Below are 14,578 nucleotides of genomic sequence, written 5' to 3'. Positions count from 1 at the left end.
GTCTGTTCCCATCCAGAGCCCACTCGTGATGAGTCGAGCCGAGGCGAGGGCGGCTCCCATCGCTGTACCTCCAGGCATGCACCAGATCCCAGGCTACACGCTCCGCGGGGCGATCAAGTCCACTGGCACCCACGTGCTATTCCATGCGGTGCGCGATTCCGATGGCCTGCCGCTCATCCTCAAGACACCCACGGGCTCGCCTCCCAGCCCGCGCGAGCACGAGCGCTATCGGCGCGAGTTCAGCATCCTGCAGCGCCTTCGCGAAGTACACGGCGTCACCCGCGTTCATTCCTGCGAGCAGCTCTACGACCGCCCCGTGCTGCTGCTGGAGGAGATCGCGGGTGAGTCCCTGGCCGATCTCACCGGCAAGCCCTTGGAGGTGCCGCGCGTCCTCGCGCTGGGCATCTCCCTGGCTTCCACGCTGGCGGAGCTCCACTGCCGCGGCGTCATCCACAAGGACCTCGAGCCCTCCAACATCCTCCTCACGCCCTCGGGCGAGACGCGCCTGATCGACTTCGGCAACGCCAGCCTCCAGCTCGTCGAACACGTGGATGCCCTGCGGAACCCGCTGGTTGAAGGCACGCTGGCTTACATGTCTCCGGAACAAACCGGGCGCATGAACCGCTCGGTGGACTACCGCACCGACCTCTACTCGCTGGGCGTCACCCTCTACGAGCTGTTGACCGGCCGCCGACCCTTCCATGGGCGTGACGCGCTCGAATGGTTCCATGCCCACATGGCGCTGGTGCCCCCGCCTCTCCTGGAGCAGGTGGAAGGACTGCCGCCCGTGCTGTCCGCCATCGTGCTCAAGCTGCTGGCCAAGGTGGCCGAGGAGCGCTACCAGAGCGCCGCAGGGCTGCGAGCGGACCTCGAGCGGTGCCAGGAAGCCCTGCGCCGGGGCGTGCGCGAGGACTTCGAGCCCGGCCTGAAGGATGTGCCCGTCCGCTTCCAGCTGCCCCAGCGGCTCTATGGGCGCGCCACGCACGCGGCCGCCCTGCTCCAGGGCTTCGAGCGCGTGGCCCAGGGCGGGCGACCCGAGCTCCTCCTGGTGCGCGGCTACTCCGGCATCGGCAAGTCCTCGGTGGTCCACGAGCTGCACAAGCCCGTGGTACGCCAGCGCGGCTTCTTCCTCAGCGGCAAGTTCGACCAGTTCCAGCGCGCCATCCCCTACTCCACCCTGGCGCAGGCCATCCGCGGGCTGGCGCAGCAACTGCTCTCGGGCACCGACGAGGAGCTGGCGCGCTGGCGGGAACACCTGCGCGAGGCCTGGGAAGGCCACGGGCAGCTCCTCGTGGACGTGGTGCCCCAACTGGAGCTCGTCGCCGGCAAGCAGCCGCCTGTCCCGGAGCTGCCTCCCGCCGAGGCCCAGCACCGCTTCCACCGCGTGTTCCGCAAGTTCCTCGGCGCGCTGACCCACGCCGAACGTCCCCTCGTGCTGTTCCTGGATGACCTGCAGTGGGCCGATGGGGCGAGCCTCCAGCTCATCCAGCACCTGCTCACCCACCCGGAGACACCCCCGCTGCTCCTCATTGGCGCCTACCGGGACAACGAGGTGAGTCCCTCGCACCCCCTGGCGCTGGCCCTGAGAGAGCTGGGCAAGGCTGGCGCGCGGCTGACCGATCTCCAGCTCGAGCCGCTGAGCCTCGAGGACGTGCGGTGCCTGGTGGGAGACGCGCTGCCTGGGGCGACCGGAGACGTCGTCGAACCGCTCGCGGCGTTGGCCCGGGAGAAGACTGGCGGCAACCCTTTCTTCCTGCTGCAGTTCCTGCTCACGCTCCACCACGACGGCCTGCTGGCTCGCACGCCCGAGGGCGCCTGGCGCTGGGATGCCGAGCAGGTCCAGGCCCGGGGTTACTCCGACAACGTCGTCGACTTCATGGTCGGCAAGCTGCGCCAGCTTCCTTCGAACACCCAGCACCTGCTGCGTCTGGCCGCTTGCGTGGGCAACAGCTTCACCCTGCGCACCCTGCGCTTGATCTCCGATCTGAAGGAGGCGGCCGAAGTCGAGCAAGGCCTCGATCCGGCGCTCCAGGAGGGGCTGCTGGCGAGCGCCGGCCCGGACCAATATCGCTTCCTCCATGACCGCATCCAGCAGGCGGCCCATGCCCTCATTCCCGAAGAGGAGCGCAAGGCCGTCCACCTGCGCATCGGCCGGCTGCTGCTGGGCAGCATGACGCCCGAGGAGGTGCAGGAACACCTCTTCGACGTGGTGAGCCAGCTCAATGCCGGCGCGGAGCTTCTCATTGACCCCGAGGAGCGCCACCGCGTGGCACGCCTGAACGCCGAGGCCGCGGAGCGGGCACAGGCCTCGACCGCGTTCCGCTCGGCCGCCACCTACCTGGCGACAGCCTTCCAGCTCCTCCCCGGAGACCCGTGGGAGTCGGACCCCGAGCTGGCCTTCAAGCTCCAGTTGGAGCAGGCCCGCTGCGAGTTCATGAGCGGCAACACCGCCGAAGCACGCCAGCAGGTGGAACAGCTCCTTCCTCGGGCGCGCAACCGGCCGGAGACGGGGGCCGTCTACCACCTGAAGAGCGACCTGCACATCGCCATGGGAGAGATCCAGGCGTGCATCGAGAGCCTCCTGAAGTGTCTGGCCCTGCTCGGAATGCCGATGTCACCCCACCCCTCCTGGGAAGAGGTGGTGGCCGCCCACGAGGAGGTGGGAGCGCTGCTGGCGGGTCGTCCCATCGAGAGCCTCATCGAGCTGCCCCGGCTGACCGACCCGGACATGGAGGCGACGCTCGATGTCCTCGCCGCGCTCTTCACGCCCTCGTTCTTCACCGACCGGAACCTGCTCGTGCTCCACCTGTGCCGGCTGGTTTCCCTGAGCCTGCGCCACGGCAACTCCGGGGCCGCGGTGCATGGGTATGCCTGGTACGGCGTGGTGCTTGGCCCTGCGTTCAAGATGTATCGGGAGGGCTACGCCTTCGGGAAGCTGGCCTGCGAGCTCGTCGAGCGCCACGGCTTCTCCGCCTCGCGCGGAAAGGCGCTCTACAGCCTGGAGATCATCAACTACTGGACCCGGCCCCTCTCCACCTCCCTGGAGCTCATCCGCGAGGCCTTTCAGCACGCGGTCCAGGGCGGGGACTTCCAGGTGGCCTGCTACTGCTGCAACCACATCGTCACGGATCGCCTGGCCCTCGGGCATGAGTTGGAGGAGGTCTATCAGGAGTCGGTCGCGCGGCTGGACTTCCCCCGCCGAGCGGGCTTCCTCGACGTGCAGCACGTCATCCAACACACCCAGCGCTACGTGCAGCAACTGCGCGGCCTCTCGCCTGCCTTCGGCTCCCTGAGCGGGGACGACTTCGATGAGGCGTCCTTCGAGGCCGGGCTGACGCCCGACAGCATGAGCACCATGCGGTGCTGGTACTGGATCCTCAAGATGCAGGCGCGCTTCATGTGCGGCGCCTTCACGGCGGCGCGCGAGGCGGGGAACAAGGCGGCCGAGCTGGCCTGGTCCTCGACGAGCCACATCCAACTGCTGGACTTCCACCTCTTCCGAGCCCTGAGCCTGGCCGGAAGCTGGGGAGAGCTTTCGCCCGAGGCGCGGCCCCCTGCCCTCGAGGACTTGCGACAACATCACCAGCAGCTCGCGGAGTGGGCCAGCTACTGCCCGGAGAACTTCCGCGCGCCCGAGCGCATGGTCCACGGAGAGCTGGCGCGCATCACGGGCCAGGAGCTCGAAGCCTCGCGAGCGTACGAAGATGCGCTCCAAGCGGCCCGCGAGCATGGCTTCATCCAGCATTGCGCCCTCACCAGCGAACTCGCGGCTCGCTTCTGGCACGAGCGCCAGATGCCCACGATCGCCGACGCCTACGCGCTCAAGTCCCGCGAGGCCTGGCTGCGATGGGGCGCCCACGGCAAGGTTCGGCACCTGGACGCGCAATGGCCACACCTCTCCGCCTCGGCGACCGACGAGGCGACCGCCACGGACACCCGCTCGACGCACATCGACGCGCTCACCGTGGTGAAGGCCCAGCAAGCCATCTCCGGGGAGATCGTCCTCGAGCAACTGGCGGCCACGCTGCTGCAAGTGGCCACCGAGAACGCCGGCGCCCAGCGCGGCGCCCTGCTGCTCCCGAGTGGCGAGAAGCTCTCGGTCGTGGCGGTCTCGGACTCCGGCCAGGAAGGCACCCCCATCGACGCGGAGGAGGCCCGCCTGCCGTGGACGCTCATCGCCTATGTGCGGCGCACGCGGGAGCAGGTGCTCATCGGCGATGCCTCCCAGCCCCACCCTTTCTCGGACGATGCGTGGCTGGGGCGCGGACAGGCCCGCTCCGTGCTCTGCCTGCCCCTGCTGCGCCAGGAGGAGTTTCGCGGGGTGCTCTACCTGGAGAACAGCCTGGCCACCAACGCCTTCACTCCCGAGCGCAGCGCCCTGCTCGGGCACATCGCCACCCAGGCCGCTATCTCCATCGAGAATGCCCGGCTGTACACCGACATCCAGCGCGCCGAGGCGGCCTTGCGCCGCGCCAATGACGAGCTGGAGAAGCGCGTGGAGGAGCGCACCCGAGAGCTCCAGCAGGCCCAGGCCCAGTTGGTGGACACCGCGCGCTCGGTGGGCATGGCCGAGGTGGCCACCAACGTGCTCCACAACGTCGGCAACGTGCTGACCAGCGCCGTCACCAACCTCCAGGTGATGAGCCAGACGGTGAATACCTCTCGCCTGGGAGGGCTGAAGAAGGTCTCCACCCTGCTCGAGGAGCACCGCCCCCACCTCGCGGACTTCTTCACCCGGGATCCCCGAGGCCTCCGGCTCCCCGATTACCTCCCCGTGCTCGCCGACGAGCTGCTCCGCGAGCAGGCGGCGCTGAAAGAGGGACTGGGGGCGATGAGCAAGAACATCGAGCACATCCGCGCCATCGTCCAGGTCCAGCAGACCTATGCCCGCAGCACGCTCCTGCCCGAGGAGTGCGAGCTCTCCGCCCTCGTCGAGGATGCCCTGAGCATGCAGTCGCCGTCGCTCAAGCGCCACGGCATCACCGTCGTCCGCGAGCTGTCCACGCACCGCAAGCTCCGGGTGGACAAGCACAAGGTGCTGCAGATCCTCATCCACCTCATCAGCAACGCCAAGGACGCCATGGCCCCGCTGCCCCCGAACGAGCGCTACCTGCACGTGCGGCTCGCGGTACACGGCGACAGGGCCCGCATCCAGGTAGTGGACAACGGCATGGGCATCGCGCCGGAGGTGCGCAAGCTGCTCTTCTCACAGGGCTTCACCACCCGAGAGGGGGGACATGGCCTGGGACTTCACTCGAGCGTGCTCGCGGCGAAGATGCTGGGCGGAGACCTCACGCTGGAGAGCGACGGGCCGGGCAAGGGCGCCACGGCCACCCTCGAGCTACCGCTCACTGACGAGCAGCAGCAGAGCGATCCCGCACGGTTTTGAACTCTGACCCTGGTTTCCACTCCGGCCAGCGGTCCGACGTGGCCAGCTCCCGGCCAATCTCCTCGATCCCCTTGAAATCGTCCCCCCCGCTCCGCCGAGACGCCAGAGCCGAGCCTTCTCGATCTTCACCCGCTTCACGGGGGTGGGCCTCCGAGGCTCTCGGGACATGGGACGTCGATGGGACGGTCCGTGCCAGGAGTCCGCGCCACCGTGAGCTCGAGGTACCGGCGCATGAGGCACAACCGGGCCACCTCGAAGAGGGTGCCATCATCCGGAACCCGCCAGGTGGCGGGGATGACCTGGCGCGCCACCTTCCGCGCATACTCCGGGTCTCCGGCATCGCTCACCGCCTTGAGCCACTCGTAGTCCTGGAACCCCAGGCGGATGAGCTTGAGCCGCAGGGAAGGCACCGGCACCGCCGTGCTCCCACCGATGAGCGCCGGAGTGCCTGGATAGAAGAGCGTGCCGTCCCCGTTCCCATTGAACCGGAACTGATCGGTCCACGCCGAATCGAGCGCCTCCGCCGTATGGTAGTAGAGCTCGCCGGTCGCTCCCTCCAGGAAGGACACCCACTCCATGGCGCGGGCTTTGGCGGCCGGGCGATCGATCATGTACGAGGGCCAGCCTTGGCCCGGCTCGTTCTCCGGCAAGAACGTGCCACAGCCATGGCTCACGCAGCTCTGGTACAGCCAGAGCTCCCGCGCCGGCCGGGAGAGGAAGTCCTTGTACCGCTCCCGCTGATCTCCCTGTCGCGGAGGTGCCGGCGTCAGGGAGTTGATCACCACCGCGAGGATGTCGACAACCTCCTCCAGGCCCGCATTCTCGAGCCCATCGATGTCGGAGGTGAGCAGCGTCTGCAGCGCGGGTGCGCTCTGCCGCGTCAGGCTGGCACGCCGCCGCACCTCATCGAAGGTCGAGTACAGGGGTGGCTCATCTCCCACGTAGTGGAAGGCGCGAGGCAGCCAGCCTCGCGTGGAGCTCTCTCGCGAGAACTCCGCGAGCCCCTCCGCATTCGACGGTCCCAGGTACTGCCAGCTCGTCATGCGTGCTCCGAGCAAGCGAGCGGACGAGGTGCCATCGAGGAACGGGCCCCAGAGCAGCTCGAGGGTGTTCCAGTCCTCCTCGCGCCACGCGGCCCGCCCCCGCAGGTGCGGAAAGCTTCCGGCCAGGGTGATGCGGTGCTCGAGCCCCAGTCGGTAGAAGAGCGGGAGCAGCCGCAACAGCTCCTCATCTTCGCACTCCTGCTTCCCGGCGAAGGCCTGACAGACATACGGCGTCCGCAGGAAGAAGGCCGACTTCAGCGAGGGCGTGCTCTCCATGAGCATGTCGACGACCGTCAGGCCAATCCTCAGTTCGAGCCTCGCCCCGTCGCTCGTCGTAACCCAGGCGCTGCCCCGGTAGGCCCCGGGACGCGCGCCCTCCGGGACATGCACATCCACCCAGAGGGCGCGGACCTCGCCGGCGGGGACGGTGAAGGGAAAGGCGCGGCGCTTCTCTCCGGTGAGCTCGTCGAAGTCCGGTATCAACCCATCTGGCCATGACCCAGCGTGCGAGCTCTGCGTGGAGGGCCGGGTGATCTCGAGGAAGGTCTGTCTGTAGAGGGTGACGTTGCCAATGGAGATGACGCCAGGCCCTCTCAAGGCGGACAGGCTCACGCTGTCGATCGTCACGCCCGTCTCTCCCCCGTGGATCGCCACCTGGAAGGAGACGAACTCGTTGCGCGCCGCGTAGAGGTTCAGCTCCCGCAGGGAGCCCGGCGCCGTCCTGGGCCCGATCTTCACCATTGGACTCTCGACCCAGATGGGAGGGCCACTCCAGACCAGCGGCACCTCGGGCCCCCAAGGCGTCTCGGGAGCGGGCGCCGGAGCACAGGCCATGGCCACGGCGAAGAGAAGCAACACAGGCCATGGCGACGGGTGCGGACGAGCCCTCATGCCACCACCTTAGGAATCGATAAGAGCGCGGGCCTCGTACCCCGGCCCCGGGCCCTCCCCTGTTCGCCCTTCACGCTTCGTCCTAGACTCCTCACACCCAGGCGAGGAGAGAAGCGGTTGGCTGTGTTGGAGCACCCCCGTCGCACGTTTCGCACGCTCGACGGCATGCGCGGCGCTGCGGCCTTCGCGGTCATGACGCACCACGCCGGGTGGCTCTTCGGGCCGCTCCACATGCGCCACGCCTATATGGCGGTGGATCTGTTCTTCGTGCTGAGCGGCTTCGTCCTGGCCTTCGCCTATCAGGCGCGCTTCGAGGCCGGCATGTCCGCTGCCGCCTTCATGCGCATGCGGCTGATCCGGCTCTATCCGCTCTACCTCCTCGGAATCGTCTTCTCCGGCGCCTGGATCGCCTTCAACCTCTTCTTCCAGCGGGAGGTCTTCCTCGCGCAGACGCAGAGCTGGACCTGGGAGCAGTTCCGAACCTCCCTGCTCCATTCGATCTTCTTCCTGCCCTCCCCCACCCTGGGTGCGGGCCCTCCGGCGCTCTACCCGCTGAACATCGCCGCCTGGTCCCTCCTCTTCGAGCTGGTCATCAATGGGGTCTACGCCCTCCTCTGGCGATGGCTGACGCCGCGCGTCCTGGTCGCCCTCGTCACCGTGTCCGCCATCTGGCTGGGCTGGGACAGCCTCCACCACGGTTCGCTGAACCATGGCTGGACCTGGAACGGGGTGGGCGTCGCGCTGTCCCGCGTCTGCTTCTCCTTCTTCGCGGGCGTCCTCATCCACTTCGTCGCCCAGCGGCTGTCCGCATCCATGCGTGTGAGCCCCTACGTGCTCATCGCGCTCATGCTGGTGCTCCTCTATGTGAAGCCCCCAGCGCCCTTCCTCGGCGTCTACGATCTCCTCTGTGCGATCGTGCTGTTTCCGCTGCTGGTGCTGCTCGGCACCCGCACCGAGCCGGGAACCCGGGCTCAGGCGGTGTTCGCGTTCAGTGGCCTGGTGTCTTATGCGCTCTACGCCGTCCACTACCCGCTGATCTTCGTAGCCACGGACGCCCTGCTCGCGCTCGGGCTCGACGCGGGGAACCTGGGCCCCTGGAGCGGATTGGTCTTCTCCGTGCTCGTCATCGCGGGATGCTGGCTGCTGGACCGCTTCTACGACGTGCCACTGCGGGCCGTGCTCTCACCTCGGCCGGCGCAGCGGGCGTTCACTCGGTGAGATCGAAGCCCGTGGAGACGCTGCCCTCGCCCTCCACGTGGGCGGTGCATGTCCACCAGCCCGGCGCCTGCTGCGCTTCGAGGAGCACACCCCAGTTCCGCGTGGACTCCTTGGGGAGCGAAAACGGCCCCAGGGTGTGCCGCTCCCCATTGGGCCCCTCGAACGTCCACGTGACGGAGAGAACACGGTCCCGCTCGGGGAACCACTCGACGACGCAGACGAGCCGGTCCGTGCCGCTCGGATGCCGGCGCGCCGCGTCGTAGAGGTAGTTCTTCCCTCCGTGGGCCGCGTGGCGGGCCACATAGATGTGGCGGGCGTAGCGCGTGGGCCTGGAGGCGACAGGAGCGTCCTCGCACGGCACGATGCGGTGGAGCCATCCTTCGATGACGGCACAGGAGCCGGGGACATCCCACGGCTCCTTCAAGAGGGCGAACGGTGCCCAGGTGCCTGCGTTCCGCGAGAGGAGTTGTTCCTTCCAGCGCGTGTCCGGCGCATGTACCTCCTCCTCCGAGGGCCATTGAATGTCCGGGTGCCGCCGGCGGAGGAAGTCTCGGTACCATCGAGACTGGGTCGAGCTGAACATCCCCATGTCGACCACGACAAGCCCGCGCTCCGGGCGCCGGACATAGGCCTGGTACCACATGGGGAAGAGGTACTTGTCCCCCTCGGTCAGGAGAAGGGCCTTCTCGGGAAGCGCCGCGACGACCTGCTCCGACATGTCCTCGGCCAGCGTCGCCTCGTAGCGCTCTCCGAGCCGGCTCAGGAAGCCGATGCCGAGCACCAGCAGCAGCACCCCAGGCCCCAGCGCTTGGAAGAGGCGCTTGGACAGCAGGCGGGTGCGCAGGCCCAGCCGGAAGAGCCCGTCGATTCCCACCCCGAAGAAGAGCGCCAAGAGCGGAAAGGCCATGGGGTCGTACGCGCGAATGTCATCGATGTCGTACGTGGCGATGTATGCGACGAACTGGAGGAGGAACAACAGGGCCGGTCCCGCCACCGCCGGGTAGCGCCGCCACGCCAGGAACACGCCCGGTGCGGCGAAGAACAGCGCGCCCGGGAGCAGCCCGCCGTTCAGGGCCGTGTGGAACCGGGCGAGCCTCGGCAGAGCGCCCTCGAGCGTCCTCAGGTGGGTGTACTCGCGCCCGGTCACATGGAACCAGAAGCGCTCGAACGTCCGAGGATCATTCCACGAGAGCACCAGGCCATCGTTCGCCAGGGCTCGCAGCGGCAGGTAGAGGTAGAGCAGGCCACAGGCCAGGCCGATGCCCAGCAACGACAGGAGCGTGCGCGGCCGGAAGAACCACGGGCGATTGAGCGCTATCAGGCTCGCGAGGACGACCGGGATGAGAAAGACGCTCGTCAGGTGGTGGGTGAGCCCCAGGCTGGTGAAGAGCACGGCCAGATAGGCCCAGCGGGGTGAGTCCGGCGCTTGCGCGTAGCGAAGCAGCGCCCAGAACGTCAGCGCGATGAACAGGCAGTGCAGCGCGTAGACCTCCAGCCGGATGGACTGGGCGATGACGGGCCCGCTGAAGGCATAGAGCAGCGCGCCAACGAGAGCCCAGGCCGACCGGACCTCGAGCCGACGCAGACTGGCAAAGAGGACCACCGCCGTGGCCGCGCTCGGCAGGGCGCACAGGAAGAAGGTCGCGTTGAAGTGCGGCGTGGCCCACGGCAGTCGGGCCGGCAGCAGCCCCAGGAGCGAGAACAGCGGGTAGCCACTGGGGTGGGCAACTCCTCCATTGAGGAGCGCCGCGAGCAGCTCGGGCCCGTCTCCGTAGGTGAACTTGCGCGGGGTGAGGAGCACGTACGCGATGCTGAGCCCCAGGAAGAGGAGCAGCCGGAGGACGCGCTCGCTCCGCGGCAGTCCCGCGGGCTTTTCGGTGGGGCCAGTCACTTCCCTCAGCGTAGCAGGGCCTAGCTCGGGTGCTGGCCCTCTCCACCATTGAGCTGCTTCACCCGCTCGACGATGTCCGCGGGCTGGTGGGCCAGGAAATCAGGGCCCGCCTGGCCAAGCAGCTCCACCGAGTCGGCGCCCCACGTGACGGCCACGATGCGCAGCTTCGTCTTCTTGCAGGCCTCCACATCCCGGTGCTCGTCGCCCACGTAGAGCACCTGCTCCGGGGACAAGCTGAACGTCTTCAGGTACCGGCTGATCATCTTGTCCTTCCCGAAGAGGTTGCTGGAGCAGGAGATGCTATGCACCAGCGACCGAGCACTGTTCCGCTCCAGGAACTTCTCGATGGTCTCCTGGGAGTTGGACGAGATGATCCCCACGCTGACACCTTGGCGACGCAGCTCTTGCAGGACGGGGATCATCCCTTCGTAGGCCTCGACCGTGCCCCCCACCTCCCGGTACCGGCGCTTGGCCTCCAACACCAACGAGGGCAGGCGGAGCACGGGGACCCCCAGCTTCCGGCACCGATCCATGATCGAGAGCTTGCGCAGGTGCGCCAGGTCCGAGTCGAGCATCGGCGTGTAGCCGTACTTCTCGGCGATCTGGTTGTAGAGCGACACCATCACGCGCAGCGAGTTGGCGATGGTCCCGTCGAAGTCGAACACGACATTGGAAATCATGAGGTTCCCGTCCGCAGATACCGGGCCACGTACGTCTTGGCCCTGCGCGCGGCAAGCTCAACCGCCCTCCCCCGCCCCAATTCCACCGCGAGCGCCGAAGCGAACCGGCAGCCCGTGCCCCGCCGCTCCGGAGACCGGGCCAGGCGCCGGCCCGTGAGCAGCCGCACCCGCCCCGGCACGCACAGCACGTCCACGGCTCCACTCTCGCGATGGCCGCCCTTCACCAGTACCGCCCCGAACCCCCGAGCCACCAGCTCCCGGCCCGCCTCCGCCGCCTCGTCCACGGTGCGCACCGCCGGCCACCCGAGCAGCCACGCCGCCTCGTCCAGGTTGGGTGTGAGCACCACCCGAGGCCCCGCTAGCCCCAGGTAGTGCCGAGCCGTCAGGCGTGACAGGGGCTGGCCCTTCGAGGTCCGCACGACCGGATCCACCACCCACCAGGCCTCCACACCCTCCAGGGCCTCACGCAGCGCCTCGAGGCGGGTCGCGTCCGGCACCACGCCCAGCTTCACCGCGTGCAGGTCGCCCAGCTCTCGCGCCGCGGCGATCTGCGCGCGCAGCAGCCGTGGCGGCGTGGCCTCCGTGAGAAAGGTGGCCGTGCCCTGCGCCGTCTGCGCCGTGGGCACGGCCACGGGAGCGCCGCCCAGCGCCCGGACCGTGGCCGCGTCCGCGAGCAGCCCCGCGCGGCCCGTGGGCTCATGGCCCGCGAGCAAGAGGACGCGAGGGGACGTGCTCACCGTCGGTAGTCGCGCGCCTTGTGGATGAAGACCTTGTAGATGCCCGCGTGTACCGGAAGGTTGTTCAGCATGTACTCCGGATGCCACTGCACCCCCAGTGCGAAGGCGTGGGCCGTGGACTCGATGGCCTCCACCACGCCGTCCGGCGAGACGGCGCTCGACACCACCTGGTTGCCCAGCTTCTTCACCGCCTGGTGGTGCGTGGAGTTCACCATCAACTGGCCGCGCCCTACCGCCTCCGCCAACAGCGAGTTGTCGCGCACGTCCACCGGGTGCTGCGGCTGGGTCCGGTCGTGCTTCTGCTCGTGCTCGCGCACCTCCTGCATCTCGCGGCCAATGTCCTGGTACAGCGTGCCGCCCAGCACCACGTTGAGCAGCTGCATGCCGCCGCAGATGCCCAGCACCGGCATGTTGCGCTTGAGCGCCGCGCGCATCAGCGCCGTCTCGAAGGTGGTGCGCCCTTCCTTCATCGCCCCCATGCCCTCGCGCGCCGTCTCGCCATAGGCCTCGGGAGGAATGTCGAACGCCCCGCCGGTGATGAGCACCCCGGACACGCGATCCAGGTAGGCCTCCACGCACGTCGGGTCGTCCGTATACGGCAGCACGAAGGGCAGCCCGCCCGCCCGCAGCACCGCCTCCGCGTAGCTCACCTTCAGCTCGTAGCGGGCGAAGGACGTGCCGGGAGCCGCCTCGCTCCAGTCCGGAGTAATGCCAATGTTGGGCCGACGCGGCGGCTGGCCGTGATGTCGCATGGGATGAGTCATGGGGAACCCGCGAGGCTAGCCCCCCGCAAGCCAGAGTCAAAGGCGGCCGACAGGCGACGCACCTGCTCGGCGATGTCCGGGGCGAGCAACGCGTCCGAGGCCACCGCCGCGCACCAGGCTCCCGCCGCCGCCACCTGGGCGATGTTGGTCAGGGCCACGCCGCCAATGCCCACCACCGGCAGCGGGCTGGCGCGCACCACCGCCGCGAAGCCCTCCACCCCCAGCACCGGCGCGGGTACCTGCTTCGTCGTGGTGCCGAAGACAGGCCCGACCCCCACGTAGTCCGCCCCCGCCGCCTGCGCCGCCCGCGCCCCCTCGGCGTTGCGCACCGTGACGCCCACCAGCCGGGCGGGGCCCAGCAGCTCGCGCGCCGCCTCCGGGGGCAGGTCCTCGTCTCCCACATGCACCCCGTCCGCGCCCGAGAGCAGCGCGAGGTCCACCCGGTCATTGAGCAGACAGAGCGCTCCCGCGCGGTGGCAGGCAGCGACCACCTCTCGCGCGGCGGCCAGCGCCTCTCGGGGCGGCGTTCGCTTCATGCGCAGTTGGAGGATGCGTGCTCCCCCAGCCAGCAGGCGCGCCGCCTTCTCCCCCAGCGATAGCTCCGGCCGGAGGGTGTCGTCACAGAGGAGATAGGGGCCTTTGGGAAGCAAGGGGCGGGCGGAGGCGTTCATCGGCTTCCAGGGGTGGGACGCGCGGCGTTGACAGGCAGCACCTCTGCTATAAGGTGGCGCGCCCTTTTCCAAGAGATTCCGAGGAGTTGACCATGGCGGACACGCTGGACCCGAAGCACCTCGACAAGCGCACCGCGGAGCGTTACCTGCGCAGCGGCTTGCTGGACGAGAAGGCCTACGAGCGCCACATCAAGGGCCTGCCGGACGTCGCCGACAAGGCGGCCACCGTCGAGACGGCCATCGAGGCCGAGGACTTCGACAACGACGAGGACCTGGACGACGATGAGGACGAGGCGGACGAGGACACCGCCGAGGACACGCAGGCCCCATGACGGACGAGAAGCGCGGCGAGACCTTCGTGATGCGGGGCGAGACAGGCTCCGCACGTAGCGATGGGCCCATCGCCTTCACCACCTTCATCATCGGGTTGGCCTCCACCACCCTCATCCACCTGGGGGAGACGGTCAACCCGGAGACGGGCCGCACTGAGCGGAACCTGGAGCTGGCCCGTGAGAGCCTCGACCTGCTGTCGATGCTGCGGGAGAAGACGCGCGGCAACCTCACCGATGAGGAGGAGAAGCTCTTCAACCACCTGCTCACCGACCTGCGCCTGCGCTTCGTAGAGGCAAGCAAGCGGTGAGTAGCCCCGCCCCAAAGCCTTCCGGCTTGCCCCGCGGCATCCACATCGCCGCGGTGCTGTGCCTCATCCTGTCGGGGGTGACGGGGATGTTCGCCGCCAGCGAGGCCAGCAGCCTCACGAACTTCTCCGAGCTTCGGGAGAGGGCCTCCACCGAGCGGCTGAACCTGCTCGGAGACCCCGCCGTCGAAGAGCGCTTCATCCTGGCCCAGCTCTCCGCGCTGGAGCCCATGCGAGACTCCCGCATCCTCACCCTGGGCGCGCTGGCGATCGCGTGCGCCTTCACCTTCGTTGCCGCGGGCCGGATGCTGCGGCCGGCGGGCCTGCCGCGCGAGGGCATGCGACGCATGCTGGGCGGGGTGGCCATCATCGCCGCCATCCTGCGCACCATCGACGGGGCCCAGTGGATGGTCGTCGTCAAGCGCTCGAGCACCGCCATGGCCGAGGCCATGAGCACGCTGCCCCAGTTCCAGGACCCCACGTTCGCCCAGCAGCTCAAGAGCACCGTGCCCATCCTCATGTCGGCGATCACCCTGGCGCAGACCGCGGTCATCGCTGGGGCGTTCGTGCTGATCGGCCAGTACTTCCACAGCGCGCGCGTGCGCGAGGCCATCACCGCCCAGGACGGCCCCGCCGAGTAGCAGGGACTGCCCGCCC

At 68.8% G+C, this 14,578-nt stretch carries 11 protein-coding genes; 5 read left to right on the top strand and 6 right to left on the bottom strand.

Annotation, left to right across the window (positions count from 1 at the left end; genetic code table 11):
• Window positions 1-76 precede the first annotated feature (76 nt).
• Entirely contained in the window at window positions 77-5,389 is a 5,313-nt protein-coding gene (locus SYV04_RS29690) for a trifunctional serine/threonine-protein kinase/ATP-binding protein/sensor histidine kinase (protein WP_321549320.1), read from the top strand.
• Between the two features lie 134 nt (window positions 5,390-5,523).
• On the opposite strand, the gene SYV04_RS29685 is transcribed toward SYV04_RS29690, so the two are convergent.
• Window positions 5,524-7,323 carry a DUF4091 domain-containing protein gene (locus tag SYV04_RS29685; protein WP_321549319.1) on the bottom strand — a complete coding sequence of 600 codons (1,800 nt, stop codon included), beginning with the start codon at window positions 7,321-7,323 and terminating at the stop codon, window positions 5,524-5,526.
• 123 nt (window positions 7,324-7,446) lie between these two features.
• On the opposite strand from SYV04_RS29685, the gene SYV04_RS29680 reads away from it, so the two are divergent.
• Window positions 7,447-8,541 (top strand): acyltransferase family protein, encoded by a 1,095-nt coding sequence (locus SYV04_RS29680; protein ID WP_321549343.1) that lies wholly within the window; start codon window positions 7,447-7,449, stop codon window positions 8,539-8,541.
• On the opposite strand, the gene SYV04_RS29675 is transcribed toward SYV04_RS29680, so the two are convergent.
• The 5 genes from SYV04_RS29675 to thiE are packed head-to-tail and all read right to left on the bottom strand — an operon-like array spanning window position 8,531 to window position 13,284.
• Window positions 8,531-10,432, bottom strand: coding sequence for a protein O-mannosyl-transferase family (locus SYV04_RS29675; protein ID WP_321549318.1), 1,902 nt, complete (start codon window positions 10,430-10,432; stop codon window positions 8,531-8,533). The genes SYV04_RS29680 and SYV04_RS29675 overlap by 11 nt on opposite strands.
• Window positions 10,433-10,452: 20 nt before the next feature.
• On the bottom strand, window positions 10,453-11,112 hold the full coding sequence (locus SYV04_RS29670) for an HAD-IA family hydrolase (RefSeq protein WP_321549317.1): 660 nt from the start codon (window positions 11,110-11,112) through the stop codon (window positions 10,453-10,455).
• Window positions 11,109-11,849, bottom strand: a complete 741-nt coding sequence (gene thiD / locus SYV04_RS29665; RefSeq protein WP_321549316.1) for a bifunctional hydroxymethylpyrimidine kinase/phosphomethylpyrimidine kinase — start codon at window positions 11,847-11,849, stop codon at window positions 11,109-11,111. Before thiD ends, SYV04_RS29670 begins: the two co-directional genes overlap by 4 nt.
• A complete protein-coding gene (locus SYV04_RS29660; protein ID WP_321549315.1) occupies window positions 11,846-12,613 on the bottom strand; it encodes a gamma-glutamyl-gamma-aminobutyrate hydrolase family protein in 768 nt (255 codons plus the stop codon). Before SYV04_RS29660 ends, thiD begins: the two co-directional genes overlap by 4 nt.
• A complete protein-coding gene (thiE, locus tag SYV04_RS29655) occupies window positions 12,610-13,284 on the bottom strand; it encodes a thiamine phosphate synthase (RefSeq protein ID WP_321549314.1) in 675 nt (224 codons plus the stop codon). The genes SYV04_RS29660 and thiE overlap by 4 nt, the downstream gene beginning before the upstream one ends.
• 92 nt (window positions 13,285-13,376) lie before the next feature.
• On the opposite strand from thiE, the gene SYV04_RS29650 reads away from it, so the two are divergent.
• Genes SYV04_RS29650 through SYV04_RS29640 form a run of 3 tightly spaced genes read left to right on the top strand, consistent with a single transcriptional unit; the run spans window position 13,377 to window position 14,562 of the window.
• On the top strand, window positions 13,377-13,616 hold the full coding sequence (locus tag SYV04_RS29650; protein ID WP_321549313.1) for a hypothetical protein: 240 nt from the start codon (window positions 13,377-13,379) through the stop codon (window positions 13,614-13,616).
• Window positions 13,613-13,924 (top strand): DUF1844 domain-containing protein, encoded by a 312-nt coding sequence (locus tag SYV04_RS29645; protein ID WP_321549312.1) that lies wholly within the window; start codon window positions 13,613-13,615, stop codon window positions 13,922-13,924. Before SYV04_RS29650 ends, SYV04_RS29645 begins: the two co-directional genes overlap by 4 nt.
• Before the next feature lie 26 nt (window positions 13,925-13,950).
• Complete coding sequence (locus tag SYV04_RS29640; protein ID WP_321549311.1) at window positions 13,951-14,562, top strand: hypothetical protein; 612 nt, start codon at window positions 13,951-13,953, stop codon at window positions 14,560-14,562.
• Window positions 14,563-14,578 lie beyond the last annotated feature (16 nt).

This window comes from Hyalangium ruber (assembly GCF_034259325.1).
Taxonomy (GTDB): Bacteria; Myxococcota; Myxococcia; order Myxococcales; family Myxococcaceae; genus Hyalangium_A; species Hyalangium_A rubrum.
Note: the sequence above shows the minus strand (reverse complement) of the source record. Positions and strands in the feature narration are given on the sequence as shown.